18 protein-coding genes are annotated in these 20,133 nt (G+C 50.3%); 3 read left to right on the top strand and 15 right to left on the bottom strand.

The window, feature by feature from the left end:
- Positions 1–6: 6 nt before the first annotated feature.
- The 4 genes from E2980_RS00140 to E2980_RS00125 form a co-directional block, all read right to left on the bottom strand.
- Positions 7–840, bottom strand: coding sequence for a carbohydrate ABC transporter permease (locus E2980_RS00140; RefSeq protein WP_135150105.1), 834 nt, complete (start codon positions 838–840; stop codon positions 7–9).
- Positions 841–883: 43 nt separating this feature from the next.
- Entirely contained in the window at positions 884–1,831 is a 948-nt protein-coding gene (locus E2980_RS00135) for a carbohydrate ABC transporter permease (protein ID WP_135150104.1), read from the bottom strand.
- Positions 1,832–1,916: 85 nt separating this feature from the next.
- Positions 1,917–3,236 carry an extracellular solute-binding protein gene (locus E2980_RS00130; protein WP_135150103.1) on the bottom strand — a complete coding sequence of 440 codons (1,320 nt, stop codon included), beginning with the start codon at positions 3,234–3,236 and terminating at the stop codon, positions 1,917–1,919.
- 196 nt (positions 3,237–3,432) lie between these two features.
- Positions 3,433–4,497: a Gfo/Idh/MocA family protein gene (locus tag E2980_RS00125; protein ID WP_135150102.1), complete on the bottom strand. Its 1,065-nt coding sequence runs from the start codon at positions 4,495–4,497 to the stop codon at positions 3,433–3,435.
- A gap of 238 nt (positions 4,498–4,735) precedes the next feature.
- Between E2980_RS00125 and E2980_RS00120 the strand changes: the two genes are divergently transcribed.
- The 3 genes from E2980_RS00120 (at position 4,736) to E2980_RS00110 (ending at position 7,309) form a co-directional block, all read left to right on the top strand.
- Entirely contained in the window at positions 4,736–5,371 is a 636-nt protein-coding gene (locus tag E2980_RS00120) for an FMN-dependent NADH-azoreductase (protein WP_135150101.1), read from the top strand.
- Positions 5,372–5,636: 265 nt separating this feature from the next.
- Entirely contained in the window at positions 5,637–6,524 is an 888-nt protein-coding gene (locus E2980_RS00115) for an ATP-binding cassette domain-containing protein (RefSeq protein WP_135150100.1), read from the top strand.
- Between the two features lie 38 nt (positions 6,525–6,562).
- Entirely contained in the window at positions 6,563–7,309 is a 747-nt protein-coding gene (locus tag E2980_RS00110) for an ABC transporter permease (protein ID WP_135150424.1), read from the top strand.
- 41 nt (positions 7,310–7,350) lie between these two features.
- On the opposite strand, the gene E2980_RS00105 is transcribed toward E2980_RS00110, so the two are convergent.
- The 11 genes from E2980_RS00105 to E2980_RS00055 all read right to left on the bottom strand — a co-directional run bounded on the left by E2980_RS00105 (position 7,351) and on the right by E2980_RS00055 (position 20,078).
- On the bottom strand, positions 7,351–8,133 hold the full coding sequence (locus E2980_RS00105) for a TetR/AcrR family transcriptional regulator (protein ID WP_135150099.1): 783 nt from the start codon (positions 8,131–8,133) through the stop codon (positions 7,351–7,353).
- A gap of 133 nt (positions 8,134–8,266) precedes the next feature.
- A complete protein-coding gene (locus E2980_RS00100) occupies positions 8,267–9,427 on the bottom strand; it encodes an MFS transporter (RefSeq protein WP_135150098.1) in 1,161 nt (386 codons plus the stop codon).
- Positions 9,428–9,529: 102 nt separating this feature from the next.
- The gene (locus tag E2980_RS00095) at positions 9,530–9,832 is read right to left on the bottom strand and encodes an ArsR/SmtB family transcription factor (protein WP_135150097.1); all 303 of its coding nucleotides are present in this window, start codon (positions 9,830–9,832) and stop codon (positions 9,530–9,532) included.
- A 48-nt stretch (positions 9,833–9,880) separates the two neighbouring features.
- A complete protein-coding gene (locus tag E2980_RS00090; protein WP_240702778.1) occupies positions 9,881–10,870 on the bottom strand; it encodes an SGNH/GDSL hydrolase family protein in 990 nt (329 codons plus the stop codon).
- Positions 10,871–10,881: 11 nt separating this feature from the next.
- On the bottom strand, positions 10,882–12,273 hold the full coding sequence (locus E2980_RS00085; protein WP_135150095.1) for an FAD-dependent oxidoreductase: 1,392 nt from the start codon (positions 12,271–12,273) through the stop codon (positions 10,882–10,884).
- 2 nt (positions 12,274–12,275) lie between these two features.
- On the bottom strand, positions 12,276–13,280 hold the full coding sequence (locus E2980_RS00080; RefSeq protein WP_135150094.1) for a glycoside hydrolase family 130 protein: 1,005 nt from the start codon (positions 13,278–13,280) through the stop codon (positions 12,276–12,278).
- A 14-nt stretch (positions 13,281–13,294) separates the two neighbouring features.
- Positions 13,295–14,167 carry a carbohydrate ABC transporter permease gene (locus E2980_RS00075; protein ID WP_135150093.1) on the bottom strand — a complete coding sequence of 291 codons (873 nt, stop codon included), beginning with the start codon at positions 14,165–14,167 and terminating at the stop codon, positions 13,295–13,297.
- 15 nt (positions 14,168–14,182) lie between these two features.
- Positions 14,183–15,079 carry a carbohydrate ABC transporter permease gene (locus tag E2980_RS00070; protein WP_135150092.1) on the bottom strand — a complete coding sequence of 299 codons (897 nt, stop codon included), beginning with the start codon at positions 15,077–15,079 and terminating at the stop codon, positions 14,183–14,185.
- Positions 15,080–15,151: 72 nt separating this feature from the next.
- Positions 15,152–16,573 carry an ABC transporter substrate-binding protein gene (locus tag E2980_RS00065; protein WP_135150091.1) on the bottom strand — a complete coding sequence of 474 codons (1,422 nt, stop codon included), beginning with the start codon at positions 16,571–16,573 and terminating at the stop codon, positions 15,152–15,154.
- A gap of 99 nt (positions 16,574–16,672) precedes the next feature.
- On the bottom strand, positions 16,673–18,307 hold the full coding sequence (locus E2980_RS00060; protein ID WP_135150090.1) for a response regulator: 1,635 nt from the start codon (positions 18,305–18,307) through the stop codon (positions 16,673–16,675).
- Positions 18,294–20,078 carry a sensor histidine kinase gene (locus E2980_RS00055; protein WP_420808594.1) on the bottom strand — a complete coding sequence of 595 codons (1,785 nt, stop codon included), beginning with the start codon at positions 20,076–20,078 and terminating at the stop codon, positions 18,294–18,296. Before E2980_RS00055 ends, E2980_RS00060 begins: the two co-directional genes overlap by 14 nt.
- Positions 20,079–20,133 lie beyond the last annotated feature (55 nt).

The following is a 20,133-nucleotide window of genomic DNA, read 5'->3' as shown; positions in this document are numbered from 1 at the left end:
TCCCGATTATCCCTTTACGGCTCCTTCATTAAATCCGGACTGCACGAACCGCTTCTGGAAAATCACGTAGATGAGAATAACCGGCAGCAACGCGATCATCGAAGCGGCAAAAATCTGCCCGTAGTTCGTCGCGTACTTGTCGTTGAACATGAGAATCGCGATCGGAAGCGTGCGAAGCGCCTCGCTCTTGATGATGGTCAGCGCAAGGAAATATTCCTCCCAAGTCGCTTGGAAGATGAAAATAGCCAGCGTTCCCATCGCCGGAAGCGAGAGAGGCAAATAAATATTCCAGTAAATCCTCCAGTTGCCCCCGCCGTCGATCAGCACCGATTCTTCCAGTTCCTTCGGAATGCTCTCGAAAAAACCGCGCAGGAAAAACATGTTGCCGACTACTCCCGTCGCGATATAGATGAGCCAAAGCCCGGAATACGTGTTCACGAGTCCTAGGTTCTTCACGATAACGAACTGCGGAATAATGTTGATGACCGAAGGGATCATCATCGTCAGCAGGAACAGGCGGAATACCCCTTCCTTGCCCGGAAAAGCAAACCTTGCAAAACCGTAAGCTGTTAAAGAGCTGATCAACAGCGCTCCGAACATTGCAACAGAAGTGATGAGCAGGCTGTTCGAGAAATATTGGGCGAAATGGTTCTTGCTCCATACGACCTGATAGTTAATGAAATTCGGAGTGACGTTAAATACTTCCTCCGGCTTCGGGAGGGAGAACGTCGCGGTGAAGAACGAAGTCAGAATCATATAAATAAACGGAAAAACGAACAGCAGAGCACCGGCCACGATAATGGCGTAAACGGCGAGCTTCGTGAACCACGGTGTTTTCATTCCGTATCCCCTTTCAAGTAAAACGGCTTATAATTGCTAATCGTTAAAAAAGCCTTTGCTTGCCGATCTTTGTCATCTGATAGAACGTGACGGCGAATACGAGAAGCCCCATCATGACTCCCATCGCGGCCGCCTCCCCGAAGTGGAAGTGCTTAAACGCCTCCATGTAAATCAAGCTTGGGATGACCTGGGTCTGATTCATAGGTCCGCCGGCCGTTATGAAGTATACCTGCGGGAAAAAGCCGAAAGCCCCGTTGATCAGGTTGATGAGGACGAACAAGGTAATCGGGCGCAGCATCGGCAACGTCACGCGTAGAAACTTGCTGACCGGCGACGCGCCGTCGATGTCCGCTGCCTCGTACAGGTCGCGTGGGATGCCTTGAAGCGCGGCCATGTAGATCACGACTCCCCAGCCGACCGTCTTCCAGATATGGAACAACCAGATCATGATCATGGCCGACCAATAGTGGCTTTTCCAGGCGATAGGCTCCGAGAGGATCCCGAGCTGAAGGAGCGAGTAATTGACGAAACCGCCGGCTCCGTCGGCGAACAAATATTTGAAAAGAAGCGCCACGACGATCCAAGAGGTAACGATCGGCAAATAGTATAACGTACGGAACGTTACCTTCATCTTGACGAAACGCGTATTGATGACGACGGCGAAGACCACCGCGAGAAACCAGTTGATCGGCACGGTGACCAGTACGTTAAGGAACGTGTTCTTAAGCGCGATCATGAACTTGTCGTTCGGGTCTTCGAAGACGCTTTTGTAATTTTCCCAGCCGATCCAAGGGCTTTGGGTTCCCGGCAGGATGTTGAATTCCTGGAAGCTGAGCTTAATGTTCTGGATCATCGGGTACACCACGAAGACGAGAACGCCAACAATCCCGACGGTGACGAACGGAAGCACGGTCAACCATTGCTTGAGACCGATTCGCAAACGGGTTTTCTTCATGGGCTTGGGGTTTCCGGACAGCAACGATTGCGCCACGGCTATAGCCTCCCTCTATCGGATGAAGACGACCGCACCAGGCTAGGAAATACCGGTGCGGTCGTCGGTTTATTAGCTGGATAGGTTATCCGCCCAATACCGCGTTTATTTGCTTGACCGCCTCGTTCAATGCTTCGGCAGCGGTTTGTTCGCCGCGGATCGCTTTTTCGAAGCTTAGGTTAAAGATCGTCTCCATCTCGCCCCATTGCGGAATCGGAGTACGCGGCAACGCCGTGTTCAACTGCTCTATGAACGGCGCGATATACGGGTTCTTGGTCGTATCTATCGCATTGGCGGCATTCTTATTGGTAGGAATCATTCCCGCCTCGACCATGAGTTGCTGCGGCTCTTCGCCGAGCATCCACTTCATGAACGTCCATGCTTCTTCAGGGTGCTTGGAATTGGAGAAGGTGACAAGGTCCTCGCCGCCGACGACGGAGCGGCTTCCGCCAGGCCCCGCAGGCAACAATGCCCGCACGGTCTTGTCGATCGGATTGAACGTATTCGCCGCGTCGCCCATCAGGATGCTAAAGAACCACGGACCGTCGTCGATCATCATGTACTGACCCGATTTGAGGCCGTCCCATGCGCCCGGCTCGCCGCCGAGCAATGCCAAGATGACGAGGCCTTCTTTGTTCCAGCTTACGATCGTTTCCAAAGCCTTGACGCTCTCCGGACTGTTCAAGAATCCGTCGACCTTCGTATAGTCCTCGTTCGTCACCGTACCGCCAAGGCTCCAGAAGTAAGGCAGCAAGCCCCAGGCATGGATACCGGAAATACCGATTCCTTGTTTGTTCTTCCCCTTCAGCGCGCGTGCCGCCTCGACGAGTTCATCCATCGTGGCAGGCGCGCGGTCAAGACCGGCTTCCTTTAAGGTATCCGCGTTGTAGACGGCGATCTTCGTGTTCGTGTTTAGCGGCACGCCATAATAATCGCCTTTATAGAAATTCGTCTGCATTGGACTTTCGAATACGCTTGCTTTCACGTCGTCGAACCCCGGTAGATCGTTCAGTTTCTTTAGAGCACCCTTGGACGCGAGCTCGGGCACCCAAATAATATCCATCCGCATCAAGTCCGGCGCCGCGTCCCCGGCTACGGCCGCGATGACCTGATCCTTCAAGCCTTCGTACGGCATACGGGTCAGCTTTAGCTCTATGTTCGGATAGGCCTCCTCGAACATCGGTTTGATTTTCTCCGTCAATACCTTCTCTTCGGAATCCGAATAAGTATGCCAATACTCAATGGTGACTTTCTTCGCAGGTTCCGACGCCTTCGCCGAGCTTTCGGCCGGCTTGGCCGAGGATGCGCTGTCACTCGGACTCGCGTTGTTGTTGTTACCTCCTCCGCACGCCGCTAATAGAAATAAGAGCGCTAAAGATAGTAACAAAGATATCCGCTTTCTCATTGACTTGTTTCCCCCAATTCGATTTGTTGTTGTGTTACGCCTTCATTATGGAGGGATTTCTATAATTTTCGTAACCGCTTACATTACGCGAATGGGGTGTAGCGTTACTCCCTTGAAACCATCCAATTGGCTATAAACAAAAAAGGTGTCAAACCTTCCGATTGGCTGTCGGAAGGTTTGACACCTAAGCTTGCGTTTATACCGAAATGACCGACCGGCTGAGATGAGCCCGTACCACGGTCTCCAGTAACAATTGATTCCGGTATCCTTCTTGCAGCGACGCGAATTCCGGATTCGCCTGCTGCTCCCCGCGAATCCGCAGGGCAAATTCCTGCCAGGGGTTTAGTCCCTTATCCGCCGGAACTTCGATCGTCTCGGTTACCGTTCCGCTGCCGTCCTCCTTCGGATAAGTCCAAACGACTTGGCGATCGTTAAGCGTACTAACGTAAAGCGTTCCCGCTTCGCCGTACAAGTTGATCTCGTGTTGGTTCCCGCTGCCTAGCGCGTTACGCGAGGTCTGGAACACGCCGATGGCGCCGTTCTCGAACCTGGCGTTGAAGCAAGCGAAATCGTCCACGCGAACGGCAACCGGTTCCCCGGTCTTCGGATCTTTGCGCTCCGGCACGATCGTCTGCAACATCGCCTGCAATTCAACCATGCGGCCGCCGGTTACGTACTCCGCAATATCCATCATGTGCGAGCCTAAATCCCCAAGGGTACCCGTTCCCGTAACGGCTTCGTCGAAGCGCCAGAGAAAGGGGGTATCTTTCACCGTCGAGCCCCAATCCTGCAAGTACTGCACGAACAAATGATTGATCCGGCCAAGCTTTCCTTCTCGAACGAATTCCTTTGCGAACTGAAAAGCAGGCCCGTTGCGATAGGAGAAATTGATTAGCAGCGGAATCGGCTTGCTCTCGTATAATGCTAGCACTTCCTCCGCCTCCGCAAGAGTCCTCGTTAGAGGCTTCTCCGCGAACAACGGCTTGCCCGTTTCTATGCAGGCTTTCAGAATAGCGGCATGAGAATCATTCGGCGTTACGGAGACGATGCCGTCTACCTCCGCGTCCCCGATAAGCGCTTCAATCGAATCATACCGCTTGTCTTCCGCAACTCCTAACTTGTCGCCGACTTCCTCTAGTGCCTGCTTGCTAACGTCGCACAGGGCGACGATTCTCACTCCGATTATTTTCCCAAGCTGCTCGATATGATATCGCGCCATTCCGCCGAGTCCAATGACCCCGATCCCCGCTTCTCCGCTCATTCCGATAACCTTCTTTCATCGCTAGTAATCTCATGTAAACGATTCGCAACCCATTCCGATTATCCTGCTAGCTGCAATAATATGCGAATATTAAACACGATGTTGAACATTGGACACCGCCCATGGACAGCCTTGTTTAAAAAGTAACTGTCAAGAGAGAAAAGCTGAATAAATTACACCTGCTCGTTAAAGGATATCAAGAGAAAAATATGATTACCGAAAGGATGAATGAAACGGAATGGCAACGCTCCTCTATATCACTGCGCACCCTCATGACGATCAAGCTTCTTACAGCATGGCAGTCGGGAAAGAATTCATCGAAGCTTATAAGCAAGCCCATTCGGGAGACCAAATTGTCGAGGTCGATCTGTACAGGACGGATATTCCGCACATTGACGTGGATGTATTCAGCGGATGGGGAAAGCTTCGCTCAGGTTCGGAATTCGATAAGCTTTCCGATTCGGAGAAAGCCAAGGTCGGACGGATGAATGAAATCCTCGAACAGTTCATAAGCGCGGATAAATACGTGATCGTATCGCCGATGTGGAATTTTTCCTTCCCGCCGATCTTGAAAGCCTACATCGATGCGATTTGCATCGCCGGCAAAACGTTCAAATATACCGAGAGCGGTCCGGTTGGATTAATGACCGACAAAAAAGCGATTCATATTCAAGCCTCCGGCGGTGTTTATACGGAAGGGCCCGCGGCATCCATGGAGAGCGGGCATAGTTACCTTCGGAAAATCATGCAGTTTATCGGCGTGCCGTCATTCGAAGGTATCTTTGTCGAGGGGATGGCGGCTATGCCGGATCAAGCCCCATCCATCAAGGAAAAAGCGATCGCCAAAGCCAAGGAGTCAGCCAGAACGTTTTGATCTTTTGGCTATTGTTGCCATTGGGTAAATGAGGTACTGTAAGGAAAAGGAGCGGCTGTACGGAATGTGAATTTCACATTTCGGACAGCCGCTCTTTATTGGCGATGCAAGTCCCGTATTTTTGGGAGGTTTTACCTTAATAACTTATTTTCCGATTTCCTCTGCTATAGCGCTAGAATGGAAATTTTATATTGCGAATAAACTGTATACATAATATACTGTTTATGTTATCCGCAGTTAATGAGAACAGAAAGGGTGAACTCCAATGCCTAAATTCGCTATCGAAGTGAATGGGTTACGTAAAAGATTCGGCGACCAGGTCGTGCTCAACGGTATCGATCTGGCAGTAATGCCGGGTACCATTTTCGCGTTGCTCGGCCCTAACGGCGCAGGTAAAACAACGCTCATCCACATCCTGTCTACGCTTATAAATCCGGATGTGGGATCGGCGCGCGTAGCCGGTTACGACGTTGTACGCGACAAAAACGAGGTTAAAAAGTCCATCAGCCTTACGGGACAATTCGCGGCGGTCGACGAAGTGCTGACCGGCGAGGAAAATTTGCTTATGATGTGCAAGCTTTCCGGCTTGACGACAGCTGAGTCCCGTATCCGGACCTCCGAATTGCTGATTCGCTTCGATTTGGCCGCTGCCGCGAAAAAGCGCGTCAAGACCTACTCTGGCGGCATGCGCCGACGGCTTGATCTTGCCATTAGCCTAGTGGTCAGCCGGCCCGTATTGTTCTTGGATGAGCCGACGACAGGTCTCGATACGATCAGCCGGCGTGCCTTGTGGGACAACATTATTCAGCTCAAAGAGCAAGGCATTACCATCTTCCTCACGACGCAATATTTGGAGGAGGCGGATCAGCTTGCGGACAGCATCGCGGTCATCGACCAAGGTCGCGTCGCTACAGCCGGGACTGCCGTACAACTGAAATCTCGTTTGGGCGGCGAAGTACTTGAACTGCGCAACGGACACGATGAACTCCTCCTCGTCGTCCCCACGAGCGGCAAAATCCAAGATGTCATGCTCACGCTAAACGAGCTAGCTCACTCCCTGCCGCCGGATACGCAGGTAAGCATCCGTAAGCCGAGCATGGACGATGTGTTCTTAGCTTTAACATCCAAAGAACGGGAGGAATCATACGCGTGAATACACCACCATCCGTCAGGAAACCCGCGTCTTTCGGCATGACGAACGTCGTCTTCATCGGACGCAGCATTCGTCACAGCTTACGCAATGCCGAGGCGCTGATTATGGCTATTATGCTCCCTATCATGCTTATGTTGCTTTTCACTTATGTGTTTGGAGGGGCAATCGATCCGGGCGGGAACTACGTGAATTACGTCGTACCGGGAATTATCTTGCTCTGTGCGGGATTCGGTTCGTCCAGTACCGCCGTCGATGTCGCGCAAGACATGACGAACGGCATCATCGACCGCTTCCGCACGATGCCGATTCGAAGCTTGAGCGTTGTCACTGGACACGTGGTCGCTAGTCTCGCCCGCAACCTCGTTGCCTCGATCGTCGTCATCGGCGTCGCTTTGCTCGTCGGATTTCGGCCATCCGCTAACGGCATAGAGTGGTTGGCGGCTCTTGGCGTCATTATCTTGTTCATCCTGACGTTTACTTGGCTTTTCGCGGCCATCGGGTTAGTAACCGGCAGTCCGTCCGCAGCCAGCGGATACGGATTCGCGCTGCTGTTCCTCCCCTACCTATCCAGCGCGTTCGTCCCGACGAGCACGATGCCGAACTGGTTGCAAGGTTTCGCGAACCACCAGCCTATCACGCCGGTTATCGAGACCATTCGCGGATTGCTTACAGGCACCCCGATACAACATCAAGGCTGGTGGGCAATCGGATGGTGTGCGGTCATCCTTATCTTCTCCATCTCTTGGTGTTTCATCGCATTCCGACGAAACGCGGGACTCCGGTAATGAAGAACAGCGACTCGGCATCGCCGAATCGCTGTTCTTTTTTATTTCCGTTTATTTTCTAGGTAATGCGCGATACCGTCTAGAATCCGTTCCAATCCGAAATCGAGATCGTTGCCGATCGGACTGTCGGTATCGTCCGTGTAGGCACCGGAATGAATAACCGGATACAAGTCCGGGAATCGATCCGCCTTCACCAGATACTTCAATGCCGCGCTATAGTCGGACCCGCTGAAGGATTCCGGGCTTCTCCCTGATTGGATCACCCGATCCATATCCCGTTGTATCATTCCACACGCCCTCGCGTAACTACTTAACAAGAGAACGAACGATATTTTCTCGTAGTCGTTTAACGGGAAATCCCGCATCGTACGCAATAGCCAGTCAATGATTTGAAGGGTATTCGGCGTAGTGGGGATGCTCATGATCGGGATATCGCTGTACCAAGGATGATCCCGGAAAACCTGGACACAAACTCTCACGTATTCCCTCATGCCATCGCGCCAGTCCAAGGCGGCGTCTTCCGGGGGAATCGGTACATTGCTTACGGCGTCCTGCATGAGGATAAGAAGATCTTCTTTGCTCGCAATGTATCTGTAAAGGGACATGGTCGAGTACCCCAAAGATTGGGCAACCCGACTCATCGAGACGGCGGGGAGCCCATCCTGATCGGCGATGGCGATAGCCGCCGCAACGATCTTTTCGATGCTTAGCTCGCCCTTCGGCCCTCTTCGCGGTTGTTTAATGATCCCCCAACTTAGCGTCACGCCGTTAGGCAAACTCTTCAACACTTCTTCTTGCTCCTCGTGACTGCCGTTCTGCGTCATTTCATGGCCTCCATAGCCGATCTACGGTTAAAACTGCTTATTGTATAAACAGTATATCACAATGGAAAGGTTTGTTTCACTTTGGCTAATCGACTACAAAGAGTACGATGATTGTTTAAATACTTGTGTCATATTACTTCTTTCGTTTGGATACGTCGGAAACGGTAAGTGAATATGCCAATGCGACCGCCACGGCAACGCCGATGGCCCCGATCCACGATACGGATGCAAGTGAAACCTTCTCCACGACAATACCTCCGATTCCGGCTCCCGCAGCCATGGCCAATTGCATCATGGACTGGTTGAGACCAAGCATCGTTCCTGTCGATTCCGGCTCGATCGTCGTCAATAGATATTGCTGAGTCGGACCGGATGACCAGGCCGCGAATGACCATACGATAAGGATGGCCACCACGCCGACCAATGTGTTCGTCACGAACGACAACACAATCAGCATAACAATGTGCAGTACCATACCGCCCATTAACGTAACCGGGATTCCCCAGCGATCCGTGCTGTAGCCTCCGAATTTTGACCCGATCAAGCTGGCAATCCCGAAAATAAGCAATACACCGCTAATCCACTTGTCGCTTATCCCCGAAACAGCAAGCAGATAAGGCGACAGATAGGTATACGCAATCGAGTATCCAGCTAGCCAGAAGAAAGTGATGGACAGCCCGATGGCCACTTTTCTTTTCTTCAAAAGGCCAAGCTGTCGGACCAACGGAATCGGTTTATCTCCCCTGATGTGCGGAATAGCGAGGACAATCACGATCATCGCGAGCAACCCCAATACAGCAATTCCTGCGAAAACAGACTTCCACCCAAATGCTTCAGCCATCACTCTTCCAAGGGGCACGCCGATAATCAACGAAGCCGTGAAACCCATTATGACCGTTGCAATCGAACCGGCTTGCTTGCCAGGCGGAGCTATTTTGGCCGCAATGCTCAAAGCCGTCACGACAACCATCCCTGCGCCAAGGGCCATAATAATCCGTGCGGCGACAAACAGTCCATAGCCAGGTAAAACAAATGAAAGGATATTCCCGAGTACGAACAGTCCAAGAGCGTAAATCATTAACCTCCGTCGATCCATGCCAGCAGTCAAAGCCATTAAGATGGGGGTACCAATGGCATAAACAAGCGAGAAAATGGTGATGAGCTGCCCTGCTGCGGCCAGCGATGTTCCAAGCGAATCTGCAATCTTATCCAAAATACCTGATATGATATACTCTGACGTTCCGACTAAAAAACTGACGATAGCCAAAATATAAACTTTCCATGTGTTTGACAAAGAAATTCCTCTCCTTCATTTAATAATTATATATCACGAATTGTCGATATGATTTCCGAAAAATCAAACTGAACTCCGGTTATCGAAATTCAGTTCAACGATTTACATCTGTTGCTTAAAATAATCCGCTACTTCACGAATGGCTTGCTCATCTCTTTGGTAATACGTAAACTTGCCGATCCGCTTCGTCTTAATGAGTCCGGCTCTTTGAAGCATCGCAAGATATTGCGAAGCCGTTGATTGCGTCATGTTCAATTTGTCCGTGAACTGGCTTACGCATACCCCGATCGTGCGCATATCAATCCCTTCGTGGGGCGTAAAATGTTGTTCCGGATCCTTGAGCCATTCCAGAATTTGAAGCCGCGATTCGTTGGATAGAGCCTTGAATATTTCAATGGGTTTCATACATTTTATTATATCGACAATCGTCGATATGTCAATATCATTTATTACTTATAAAAAAATACCTTTATCACGCAATGCGTTAATCCCTCTATCCACAAAACGATCTGCCATTAGCTCATAGCCAGAGGCATCCGGGTGAAGGCCGTCCGGAAGATGATCTGCGTCAGCTAAACCAAGCAATTCTAATCCATCCAGATAAAAAATGCGGCGGTCACCCCGATTTTGCATCAGAGCTACCGTTTGGCTAATCTCTTCGCGCATTGCGATTAACGTAAAGCCCAGCTTATTCTCCGTTGTCTCGCGATCCGGAGCATAAATGGGTGAGATGACCAGCAGCGGGGTATGGCTATGCTTCTCCCGAATCGTCTCCAACATTCCAATAAGCGCCGGCTTGAAGGTTCGAGGGCTAAGCGTGGCTGCTCCATAGACATTAATCCCTACACAAAGGGAAATGAAATCCGCCGGCAAATCCCGGATCATCCGGGCGACCGTTGGCTCTAGGTGACAATTCCCCGAGAATCCGAGACATGTCAGGTTAAATTGGGATCTCCGGGAGGCAATAGCCGGCCAAGTATAAGATGGGCTCCGCGCGTCGACGCACTGGGTGATAGAGCTGCCGTAGGTTACCCATTTCGGCCTTTGATCCGGGAAAAAAGCAAATTCCGCGCAAGACATCACTCGCAAGCCGATTATCGTCATGCCGGTATTTTGAGGCAAGAAAATCTCCAAATCCGCCATTTCACCGGGCAGCATAGTGAATGGAGCTGCACTATCTCCCTTAAGCAACGCTACCGTTGAATGCAAAGCTCCATCCACTGTGCAATCCATACGGGCAGCTTCTTCCAGAGGTGCGAACATGATGATAACAGATGTAGAATCGGTTCGCAGCCGAAGCCTTACTCCAGCACAGATTTCCGCTTTCGAATCGATCCCGTTCGGCAGAAATAACGCGAGATCCCGATACGGAATTCGCCATGGCTTGATCCCCCCATCTATATGCTCGAGGGAAACCGCTCCGTAAAATAAATCGTCTGCCAAAGGAATCGCTCTCAACTGTCAGCCACATCGACTTCCAATTGTCCTTCTACGGCAGCGCCGACAAAGCTTTCACCGAGCCATGCACCCTGCTCAAGCAATAGCTGCTGAAGCCTTGCAATAGGAATTTCTCGAGACTTGGCGGTTGAGCTTAACGCCAATGCGGCAGCCGTTCCGGATGCCTGCCCCATTGCGAAGCAATTCGGCATCACCCTAAGAGACCCTTGAACCGCCCTGTCGGAGGAAGCCGCTCTTCCCGGTACCCACAGGTTGTCTATGCCAAGCGGCAGAAGGACGCGGTAAGGGACTCCGTGAGATTGGCCAGGCGGCAGGTGGGTGAAGGTCATGCTTCCTTTGCTGTTAGCTAAATGAATATCGATATAATAAGCGTTACGCGCAATATCGTCAGGGAAGGAGCGAGCCTCCATAAAGTCCTCTCCCGTAAGTACATAATCCCCTTGAATTCGCCTCGTTTCACGAATGCCTACCTGTTCTCCGCTGGCAACCATATGGGCATTCTCGAAGCCTGGAACGTATTCGCGGAAAAACCGGGTCTGCCTTTCCGCCAGCGCGCGGCCTTCGATAGCCCCGCGGGTTAAATCCTCCGCCTTGGTGCCGTCGATCCCGAATACATGCCCGAAATTAACGCCGACCAGATAATCGTTTACCCATGCCAAACCCGAAACGGACTTGCGTCCTTCCGGCAGCGATCCGTCGGCAATTGCCCGTTCCACCGCGCGGTGAAGCTGGCCCGAATCTCCGGATTCCCGAAGAAACCGTTCAAACCTCTTCTTGTCCACATTGGCAAGCAAATAACACATACTTCCCGGTTGCAGCTCTCCCTGCTCTCCGCCCTTCTGAAACGGCACCCCGGCTAAGGCTGCTATATCGGCATCTCCGCTGGCATCTATGACATAACGGCATCGCACGAATGAACGCCCCGTTTTGTTTACGATAATCACGCCTTCAATGTTTCTTTTATCCTCGGAAAGCAGAACATCATACACGAAGGTATGAAACAAAAGCGAAACACCGCTCTCTATCACAGCGTTGTCATAAATCCTCTTGAGCACCTCTGGATCAATGGGCACCCAATCCAGCGTATTCTCGTAATTATTTCTGTAATCCGAATTGCAAGCCTGCTTCATCCGTTCCATTAGCTCCAGCCCGATGCCGCGGATGATTGGTTTCTCTTTATCGGTAAATGGGCAGAACGCCGGAACGAGGGCAACCGTTCCCATTCCACCGAGAAATCCCCTTTGCTCGATGAGAAGCGTATTCGCGCCATTAGCCGCAGCGCTTATCGCTGCAGCAATGCCCGCCGCACCGCCGCCGGCTACAACGACATCGACATCGCGGGATACCGGTATATTTTCTGCCGGCAATGTCACTTGATCAAAGCTCATATTTATCTCTCCTCCAAACATAGACGCACTAAATCATCTACATGAGCAGTTGCCAAGCATTCCACCGTATCGGCGGCACCGTAATAGATTTTCACTTCGCCGGATTCCTCGAGAATCATGCCTCCCGGGAAAATGACATGGTTGCGGAACCCGCCATCAATCTCGTAAGCCGCCTCGGGAGCGAGCAGAGGAGTTTTCGCCAAGCCGATAATTCTGCTCGGATTATCCGAATCGAGCAACATAATCCCAGCCGTATATCGCTTCTTCCATATATCCTCCCATCCGTTCTTACCTCGGCTGTGGTCGATATCGACTGCATGGAACGTCGTCAGCCACCCCTTCTCCGTCTTGATTGGGGGAGCTCCAGGTCCAACCTTGTCGTTAGCGAAGGGAACCTGTTCGACCGCAAGCAGCAGTTTGGAGTTGCCCCAATAGCGCAAATCAGGGGAATCGCTCATCCACATATCGAAGCGGTCGATTCCTCCTCGGCTATAAACCGGAAAGGGTCTTTCCAACCGCGCGTAATGCCCCGCTATCTTCTCCGGAAACAACACCATGTTCCGATTATCGGGCAAGGATAGGCTGAGCACCTCGAAGCTCTCGAAGTTCTCGGTCACGGCGATCCCTCCGCGCAGCCCATGCTTCGTGTCTACCGCGAAACACATGTAGCATTTGTCGTCGATAACGGTTAGCCGCGGGTCATAAACCCGGATGACCTCTTCATCGTTCCAAGTCCAGCAGGGTGTAGCTTTGACATCCCATTTCACCCCATCATCGCTAAACGCAACTCCCAGATTGGTCGTGCTATGCGGTAGGATCGTATGTTTGTCGGCATCCCCGTAATCGTTGCGGAATACCATAACGTATTTTCCTTGAAATTTAGTAACTCCAGCATTAAACACCATCGCAGGGCCGTAAGGGACATCCTTCGGCGCCAATATCGGATTTGAAGGATGACGGTGGATAACCTTGCTGGAATGCAGCGGGCCGATCGTAAATTCGTTCATGGGATTTCCCTCCTCTAACCTTTAATAGAACCTGCCGTGACCTGCATGAACGATTTGTTCGCAACCATATAGACAAGCAGCATAGGCAGAATCGACAAGCAAGCTCCAGCCATCATAAGATGGGTCTGCATAGCGGCAGATGTGCCGTAACGAAGATTCGCCAACCCTACCGTCAGCGTCTGCAATTGCGGATTCGTCATTGTAAATACGAGCGGTAAAATATATTCATTCCACGCATGCCGAAACGCGAACAGTCCGGAAATCCCCAGCCCTGGCGCCAGCAACGGAAGAATGATCTTATAGAAGGTGCGAATAAAACCTGAGCCGTCAATCATAGCCGCTTCATCAAGATCCCTTGGAATCGCTTTGAAGAAGCCGATCAGAATAAAGAATGTCGTTGCATGGGCGCTCACAAGAATGAGAATGACCCCCCACAGCGATGTATTCAAATGAAGCTTGACCATAAGATCGAATTGCGGCCGCAGTACAATTGCCCCAACGGAAATGAACATCGTCGATGCCTGAACTCCGACATAGAGCGCTTTCCCCGGAAATTGCCTTCGGTCGACGACATACGCAGCCATGGCCGCTACAAGAAGTGTGCCAATCGTTACAGAGATACTCAGAAATAGACTGTTCCATGTGAATCGGGCGAAATTAGTTTGCTCCCACGCTTGCGAATAATTGGCGAATTGCCACACCTTAGGCAGCAGTCCGCCGCCGGTCATCAGTTCGGAGTTGCTCTTCAAAGAACCGGATAACGTCATTAATACAGGAAACAAGGTCAGAAGCGCCGTCGCCAGTAAAAACAACCAAATTACCGCGCGACTTACGGTTCTAGCGAGCCGTGCCGATGATTTTTCAATAGATAACGATTGTACGTTCATTAGCAGACTCGCCTCCTAGAATACCTTGTTCATTTTTTTGGTCATAAAATAATAGATCGCCGTGATTAGTCCAACGATAATAGCCGTCGCAAAACCAACGGCACTCCCGTAACCCAGCTGTTGTTCGACGGGCGGGCCTGTCGGAACCGGGAAAAGCAGCTTATACAAGTATAAATACATGACCTCAGTCTTGCCGATTGGGCCTCCGTCGGTCATGACCATTATACTTTCGTACCCTTTCAGCGAAGCAATAATCGCCAGCATAATAATGATCTGCATAATGGGTCCCAGCATTGGAATCGTAATATACCGAAACCTCTGTACGGCATTCGCTCCGTCGATTGAAGCACTTTCGTATAGATCCTGCGGAATGCTCTGCAGCCCGGCAAGAAACAGCAGCATATAGTTGCCGACAGCTCCCCATGCCGCCACAAGAATTACGGTCAGCATGGCATATTTAGGTCCCAGCCAGGGAACGGGCTGATCGATCAGATGATATTTCATCAAAAGCTGGTTGACCATGCCGTTATAGGAATTGAAGATAATATAGAAGACGACAGAAATTACTGCCGTACTAATGATCGTTGGCATGAAATAAACTGCCCGCAACAGATTACGTCCTCGGAAGCTCTTGTTTAATAGAACAGCCAGAAGCAGAGACAACGGAATCGTTATCAACAGCTTGCCGGCCGCGAACACGAATGTGTTCTGAACCGATTTCCAGAACTCGGAATCTCTCGCCAACCGCTCGAAATTGTCCAAGCCGACGAACAGCTCGTCGCCGTAACCGGGATAATCATAAAACATAAAACGCAGCATCCATAGTAATGGATAGATACCTAATACCAGGGTAAGGATGACGCTCGGGAATAAAAACAGAGAATTTTCTTGCAGCCGCCTCCAACTGAACATTTTTTACCCTCCTTACAAGAATGAGAAAGAGGCTTTCGTCAACAGCTCACGAAAGCCCCTGCCCTCGCCATATTATTTTGCTTGCAGCTTGCTTGGATCAAAGTCCGGAAGAGCGGTTACATTAACGTCGCCCTTCGCTACTGCTGCAGTTAAGGCTGCGTTATACCGGGTGTTCAAATCGTCTGTAATTTTCTGTAAATCTCCACCGGAAATCATATATTTGAAGAAAGCATCGCCGTAATTAAGTCCCTCTGGAGTAATGGTAGGGGATACCGGCCACAGGGAGTCGGATTTGCCGACAAGAAATCCTTCCATTCCTTTGATATCCGGATTTTTCGCCTTAGCCGCAATGCTTGGCACGATAGCGATCCCGAAGCCTTTCTCGTGATAAGTAGTTTGAATATCATCGCCATACATGTAAGCCATGAATTTCCAAGCCGCATCCTTGTTCTCTGACTTCTCGTTTATTCCAAGCCATGTGCCGGCCGATACGATTTCCGATGTTCCTAGTTGCGTTCCGTCAATCGACGGGGCTATGGCTCCACCCCAATTGATGTCAGTCGGGAACTGGTCCTTATACACGCCGGGCTCAGTTGAGAAGCTTAGATACATGCCGATCTTGCCAGCTGCGAATTGGGCGCGCAGCGGATCGATATCAAGCGTTTCCGCTCCAGGCAGAATGCTGCCATCGTCATACATTTGTTTAAAGTATTCGATAACCCGTGCATAAGGGGCAAAGTCGAACTTGCCGGTTTTTAAGTCGAATCCAAGTCCTTGGTGACCGCTAAGAGACAAGATCTCGCGTACGGAACGGTCGAAGGCGCTTTTCGGGTTTTTGAAATTCAGGGCAAAACCATAGATACCGTCTTTCTTGCCCGCTTCGGTAATTTTCTTGGCAGCGTCCACCATTTCTTGCAGAGAGACCGGAGGGCTGGTAATGCCCGCTTTCTCGAACAGGTCTTTGTTATACACAAGCCGTAAAGTCAGACCCGTATTCGGAAGAGAATATAGCTTGCCGCCGAAACGGTTAACATTGTCTATAATACCGGTGGAGAACTTCGTCTTCATTCCTTCGTTCTCGCCTGTTAGATAGTCATCTAATGGGGTTAAGTATCCTTTTTTGTAAAAGAGTTCGGTGTTTGCGCTCTTCAATCTAAGAACGTCCGGCGCTTGATTACTGGAGAACGCTATATCTACACTTTGGTTGAAATTCTCCGATAGAACCGTTAGCTCGACTTCGATGTTGTCCGGGTTCGAGGAATTAAATTGAGAGATTAGCTCTTTGATGTACTCTTGGTCATGACGGTCATCCGTCCAGTATTTAATAACCTTCTTCTCCGCCGATGCGGATGCGGATGCGGAAGCCGATGGAGCTTCACTGCTTGTCGATGCCGTTGCTGGTTCCTTACTCGATTCGGCGTTATTGCTGCCGCAGGCCGTTAAAACAACCGCCAAGACGACACTCAAGCTTAGACTAAACCATTTTTTCAACATATTCGCCCCTCTTTTGTCGAAATTGTTTGCTGCAATTTCATTATAAGATGCTCTGACAAAGCAGCGAGAGGGGTGAGTCCACTCTCCAAGGATACGATTTTATTGTCTTTCGGCGATCATGGTTTCCGGGTGATAACTCGCCCGGAATTCCGAGGGAGTCATCCCGGTCGTTCTTTTGAACATATCGCTGAAGTACCGACGTTCTTCGTAACCCACGGCGGATGCCACCTCTTGCACGGTTAATCCGCTTATCAGCATCGACTTCGCCTTGTTGATTCTCTCGGCGGTTACGTACTGGGTTAACGTCGTCCCCGTTACTTTCTTGAACAGACTCGAATAATAACTTACGCTCAGATGGACATAAGCCGCGCATTCCGTTAACGTCACATCCCGATCGATATGACTGTTCAAATAATCCAGCGACTTATAGATGACTGCTTGCGCCTCCGACAACGTATTTTTCCGTACCAATCCTGCCCCCTCCTGGCATAGCCCCAATAGCTGCTGCTCCAGCTCGGACAACGTCAAACCCGAAGTTCCCCATTTTGCCTTAAATCGTTCGATTAGCGGTTGAACTTCAGTAAACGGCACCAGCTCGTAAAAGATCCGAATGGCGGAAGCCGCCAGCTCCTCATAAAGGCTAAGCAAATAATTCGGATTCTGCCTAGAAGACTTCATCTGCAGCGTATTCGAAATATCATTTAATATTTCTTCAGCCCGATCTCCATTGCCGGAGCGCAGGACAAGCAACAACTCATCCTTGCGTTCTAGCGATATAGGTGCCTGCAGATCCGTCTTAGGCAGCTCTTCATAACTGATCGCTCCGTTTCCCCCGGTGAAGAGGTGATACGTCAGTGCCCGATCAGCCTGTCGATAAGAATCAGGCAGCTCGCTAATTTCCTCGACTCTTCCTCCTACTCCGACGGAAACGGTAAACTTCGTGTACCGTTCTATATTCTTGCAGCATTTCTCTGCGATCTGAGTCGTGCTGAGCGATTCGGAATCATTCAATACGGCGACGAAACGATTATTCTTACCTCGAAACACGACGCACTTTGCATAAACCCGAATCGTTTCCTCTGTAATATTTTGCAAGGAAAACCAATTCAGCTCCACCTCAAGGACCGAAAGATCCGCAGCCCGCTCTTGAAAACCATCGATTTCGAGCAACAAAACAACAAAGCCGCGATGAATGAGCTCGACCTGAAGAAATTGCCAGCGCTCCGCGGCCTTCTCCCAAGAGGTCGAATGGCTTATCAGTAGAGAGAAATACTCCTGTCTCAGCACAGGCATGCTTTCCCGCAGCTTGAGCTCCATTTCCCGTACGCTCATAAGCCGAGATCTTTCCTGCATGACCTGCGCCTTTGCCCGCAGCACAGCCTCCATAATGTCTTCCTCCGTAAAAGGCTTAACGACAAAATCAAAAGCACCGAGCTGAACGGCCTGCTTGGCATTATCGAAATCGGTGTAGCTGCTAATCAAAATGACCTTGCAAGAATAGTTCATCTCCAGAATAGCGCGCAGCATCGTAAGCCCATCCATCTTGGGCATCCGTATATCCGTGATGATAATGTCCGGTTTGGTGCCTCTCACCAGTTCCAATCCATCTACCCCATTGGCCGATGCGCCTGCGATCGTAATTCCTTGCCCCGCCCATTCCATGGACAACAGACCGTCCACTACACTCTTTATATCATCGATAACGCACAGGTTAACTTGTTCAAGCTTGTACATCTGGATTCATCCCTTTCAACGGAATCGTGATGAGAGCGATTGTCCCTTTACCCGAAGGACTCGGGCTTTGGATGTACAGTTCCGCATGATCTCCGTAATAAAGCTGCAAGCGGCTGATCAAATTCCCGATCGCATAACCCCGTTCCGGGTCCTGCTGTCGCAAGGAGTGGATCGTTGCTTCTTCCATACCGCAGCCGTTGTCCTGTACCCGCATAGTCCAATGCCCCAATTCAAAATTGACATCTATATCTATCGTTATTCGGCCGCCGCTCTCCATGTTTTGGAACCCATGCTGAATGCTATTTTCCACCAGTGGCTGCAGCATAATGCGAGGAACCGGCAGTTCCATTAACGACGGCTCTCGAACCTGAATATCATACTCGAACAAGTTCTCATAGCAGTAAGTCTGAAGCTCCAAATACTGACGGACATGCTGAAGCTCCTTATCCAGCGTTGTAATCTCATTCCCTTTATTAAGTCCCAGCTGGAATAAACGAGATAAGGAGACAACCATTTGTTGAGATTGATCGACTTGCTTCAGCTTGAGCTTCCAATAGATCGTATTCAGTGCGTTATACAGAAAATGCGGGTCCATTTGCGCGGAAAGCGCCTTGATCTCAGCAGCCCGCTTGTTGGCTTCGGCTTTCTTAACCTCCTCAATTAGCAGAACAATTTGTGATAACATCCGGTTGAAGCGGAAGCCAACCTGTGCGAGCTCATCCTCGTTCTTACTCTTGAACCGGGCTGACAGATCATTGTTTTCGACTCGCTTCATAACCTGCTGCAGCCCTTGCAGAGGCTTTAACAAATAGCGGGTGAACGCTCCCGACACGAACACCGTAACCACAAAGCAGCATACCGTTATAAATAGAATCATCCACTTCACATAGATCATATCCCGCAGGACGTGATCCTTAGACTGTATGGCCATCACCGTCCAGTCGTTAATACCCAGACGTGCGTAATTCAGCAAATGAGAATCGTTTCCCAGCTCATAAGACGTGTAACCCATAGGCTCATTCTTGATAATCTCTCCCATTAGACCACTATTGACAGCCTCCATTACAAGCGGATTCCGTTCTAATCCGACAAGCGCCGCATCGGCATTAAGCAGAAACCGGGAAGAGCCCCCCACAGTTTCCGTACCCAAAAGCTTGCGAATTCCGTCCTCTCGAATATTAACGACGACATACACATCCTTCACGTTTATCGTGTTATCGATTATTGGCTCCAGGACGAGCGAAATAACGCGGTTTTTACCCGAGAACAGCATATCCTCATGCCCCTCCACCCAGACATTTCTCTTCTCCCGGTTAAAACGTTCGAATAGAGGCGTTTCATTAAAGACGGTCTGCCGGTTTCGGTTTATGGCTAGAGGGTAGAACTCTCCTATTGGCGTTGAAATGTAAATAGAATGAATTAAAGGTTCCGCAATCCTGGCTTGGGAGAAGGCATTGTCCAGATTGGACAAATGCGTGAAGTATCGTCTATCCTCGCCTGCCGAAACATCGTCCATTAAATTTTGAAACGGTTCGCTTATCATGAAGGTCATCATGACGAGCATCAGCTTTCCCAGCTTCTCATCCACGATTTGCGCCGATTGGACGACGGTGTCCTGAGTCAGCTTCAGTGCGTTGTTCTCGATAATAGTAGAAGTTATATAATACGAAAAACCGCCCGTTACGAGAATCGATAGGATGGTTAGAGCTAGAAAAGCCGATCTTAGCTTATTCCGAAACGAAAGCTTGTTGAAATCGGTCAATGGAGTCACGTCCTGCCTGATAGGAGGTTGAATAATTCGATTATGTCACGACACTCCCGCTTGC

Origin of the sequence: Cohnella luojiensis, assembly GCF_004564235.1 — a bacterium.
Taxonomy (GTDB): domain Bacteria; phylum Bacillota; class Bacilli; order Paenibacillales; family Paenibacillaceae; genus Cohnella; species Cohnella luojiensis.
The sequence above is the reverse complement of the archived record's forward strand: the minus strand, read 5'-3'. Positions and strand labels throughout refer to the sequence as shown.

Coding starts and splice junctions, on each gene's coding strand:
- E2980_RS00140 (WP_135150105.1), bottom strand. CDS start 840: ATGAAAACACCGTGGTTCACGAAGCTCGCCGTTTACGCCATTATCGTG.
- E2980_RS00130 (WP_135150103.1), bottom strand. CDS start 3,236: ATGAGAAAGCGGATATCTTTGTTACTATCTTTAGCGCTCTTATTTCTA.
- E2980_RS00125 (WP_135150102.1), bottom strand. CDS start 4,497: ATGAGCGGAGAAGCGGGGATCGGGGTCATTGGACTCGGCGGAATGGCG.
- E2980_RS00120 (WP_135150101.1), top strand. CDS start 4,736: ATGGCAACGCTCCTCTATATCACTGCGCACCCTCATGACGATCAAGCT.
- E2980_RS00115 (WP_135150100.1), top strand. CDS start 5,637: ATGCCTAAATTCGCTATCGAAGTGAATGGGTTACGTAAAAGATTCGGC.
- E2980_RS00110 (WP_135150424.1), top strand. CDS start 6,563: ATGACGAACGTCGTCTTCATCGGACGCAGCATTCGTCACAGCTTACGC.
- E2980_RS00105 (WP_135150099.1), bottom strand. CDS start 8,133: ATGACGCAGAACGGCAGTCACGAGGAGCAAGAAGAAGTGTTGAAGAGT.
- E2980_RS00095 (WP_135150097.1), bottom strand. CDS start 9,832: ATGAAACCCATTGAAATATTCAAGGCTCTATCCAACGAATCGCGGCTT.
- E2980_RS00085 (WP_135150095.1), bottom strand. CDS start 12,273: ATGAGCTTTGATCAAGTGACATTGCCGGCAGAAAATATACCGGTATCC.
- E2980_RS00080 (WP_135150094.1), bottom strand. CDS start 13,280: ATGAACGAATTTACGATCGGCCCGCTGCATTCCAGCAAGGTTATCCAC.
- E2980_RS00075 (WP_135150093.1), bottom strand. CDS start 14,167: ATGAACGTACAATCGTTATCTATTGAAAAATCATCGGCACGGCTCGCT.
- E2980_RS00070 (WP_135150092.1), bottom strand. CDS start 15,079: ATGTTCAGTTGGAGGCGGCTGCAAGAAAATTCTCTGTTTTTATTCCCG.
- E2980_RS00065 (WP_135150091.1), bottom strand. CDS start 16,573: ATGTTGAAAAAATGGTTTAGTCTAAGCTTGAGTGTCGTCTTGGCGGTT.
- E2980_RS00060 (WP_135150090.1), bottom strand. CDS start 18,307: ATGTACAAGCTTGAACAAGTTAACCTGTGCGTTATCGATGATATAAAG.